The organism is Holdemania sp. (genome assembly GCF_986127675.1).
This window is the reverse complement of the sequence record NZ_CFQZWI010000182.1, coordinates 1-2,230: the sequence shown is the minus strand read 5'-3', so window position 1 is coordinate 2,230 and position 2,230 is coordinate 1. Positions and strand designations below refer to the sequence as shown.

The window sequence follows — 2,230 nt, the reverse complement described above, 5'->3', positions numbered from 1 at the left end:
CCGAGATCTACCCTCTTTCCCTACACGACGCTCTTCCGATCTGATCGCTGGTGCTGCTTTTGCGGATGCAGGATCTGACGATGATTCTGAGCGGGGACGCCCCGGCTGAAATTGAACAGAAAATTCTGGATCAGATTCCCGGCCTGCGCGCGGATATCGTCAAGCTCGGGCATCACGGCAGCCGCACATCCAGCTGCGCGCGTTGGCTGCAAACGCTGAGACCGATTGTGGCGCTGAATTCCAGCGGCCGCAATAACCGCTACCAACATCCCCATCCCGAGGTCATGCAGCGCCTGGAAGACTGCCGGATCGGGATGTTCGATACGAAGCAGGAAGGCGATATCCGGATTATCGTGACGCCGATTTGTAATTTCCTTTTTACCGCGCGCCGGGGATTTGCTATAATAGGGTAGGTGATTCGATGAACTATTTATTGTACGGGTCGGAAACGTATCGGCTGAAGAAAAAACTGGACGAGCTGCTGAAAGCGAACGATCCGGAAAACACGGGCATGAACACGGTGGTCTACGAAACAGGCAACGCCGATTTTCAGCTTCGTGCAGTTCTGGAAGACGCCTGGACAATTCCGTTCTTTGCGGAAAAGAAAACCGTCGTCGTGCGCAATCCGGTCTTTTTAACGACAAGCGGATCGTTAAACGAGAAGGACGGCAAAGCGCTGGAGGACTACCTCAATCACAGTTGCCCGAGCACCGATTTAATTTTCTGCGGTGAGTTTGAAAGTCTGGATCAGCGCAAGAAGCTGGTCAAGCTGGCTGTAAAAACGTGCCGGGTGTTCACGATGAAGCGGCTTGATGAACGCGAGTTTCGTTCGTATGTCAATCAACAGCTATCAGCGCACCAGCTGATCCTGTCGCGCGAAGCGATGGACGAGCTGATGCAGCGGCTGCCGCTTGATTTAGAAAGCTTCCATCAGGAGCTGATCAAGCTGACGCTGTTTGGAACGAAGATCAGCCGCGACGACATCGTGCATCTGGTCAGCCGGCCGTTGGACGAGGATGTATTTCATCTGGTCAACGCCGTCATCACGCATGATTTAAAACAGGCGATGCATCTTTGGCACGATCTGGATTCCCTGAACAAGGATCCGATTTACCTCGTCGCCCTGCTGGCTTCGCAGTTTCGCCTGATGGCGCAGGTGCGCATGCTCAGCGATCGGCGGATGAGCGAATCGATGATCGCTCAGCAGCTGAAGGTTCATCCTTTCCGCGTCAAGAAAGCGCATGAAGCCGTAGCCCGGCTGAATTCCGAACGGTTATTGGAAATTCTGAACGATTTAGCCGAGCTTGATCAGCGGTTTAAAAGCGGGACGCTGGACCGCAGGCTGGGCTTTGAAATGTTCTTAATCAAAGCCGCGCACTAAAAAATCTGTGAAATCACCAGAGAAACAGTCAGAATCCGCGTGTTTTCATACGCTGAAAGAATAAAGGGAGTGTTACGATGGATTCATTAAAGGAACTTTATAAAATCGGCCCGGGTCCCAGCAGTTCGCATACGCTGGGACCGCAGCGGGCCTGCCAGCTGTATAAGGCGGAATACGGCGAGCAACTGCACCATGTCGAAGTCGAGCTGTACGGCTCGCTGTCGTTAACCGGCAAAGGTCATCTGACAGATTATATCATCCGCAAGACCTTTGAGCCGGCGAAGACGACAATCTTCTTTTTAAAGGACTGGAAGGAAAGCTTTCCCAACGGCTTTTATATCCGCGGCTACAACCGGGATCATCAGCTGCTGGCAAAATGGACGGTTTTCTCTGTCGGCGGCGGTTCGATTAAAATTTTAGAAAAGCATCTGGAAACGGGTGAAAACGTCTATCCGGAAAATTCGATGCAGGCGATCCGTGAAATCTGCGACAAAGAAAAGATCGGTTTTGCAGAATACGCGCTGCGGGCGGAAGCCGGACTGGAGCCGTATCTGGATAAGATTCTGACCGCGATGCTCGCTTCCGTAAAGGAAGGTCTGCAGGCCAGCGGCGTCTTGCCGGGACGGTTGAAGATGGAACGCGCAGCGAAGGCAATGCTTTTACAGGCGGGAACGATCGAGGATGAAGCGGAACGGACGAAGATGAAGCTGGCGGCCTATGCCTATGCGGCCAGCGAACAGAACGCTTCGGCCGGCACCGTCGTCACTGCGCCGACATTGGGCTCCTGCGGCGTCATGGCGGCCTTGATGTATTACTATTATAACGATCAGCAGATCACCCGCGGCAAGC

At 53.3% G+C, this 2,230-nt stretch carries 3 protein-coding genes; all 3 read left to right on the top strand.

The features are described 5' to 3' along the window. The first annotated feature begins 80 nt into the window (after window positions 1–80). A complete protein-coding gene (locus tag AC5OW4_RS15080; RefSeq protein ID WP_493677197.1) occupies window positions 81–413 on the top strand; it encodes a ComEC/Rec2 family competence protein in 333 nt (110 codons plus the stop codon). An 8-nt stretch (window positions 414–421) separates the two neighbouring features. Beyond that, window positions 422–1,381 (top strand): DNA polymerase III subunit delta, encoded by a 960-nt coding sequence (gene holA / locus AC5OW4_RS15075; RefSeq protein ID WP_195547939.1) that lies wholly within the window; start codon window positions 422–424, stop codon window positions 1,379–1,381. Between the two features lie 77 nt (window positions 1,382–1,458). After that, the coding region (locus AC5OW4_RS15070; protein WP_493677196.1) for a serine dehydratase beta chain at window positions 1,459–2,230 on the top strand (772 nt) is incomplete at its 3' end.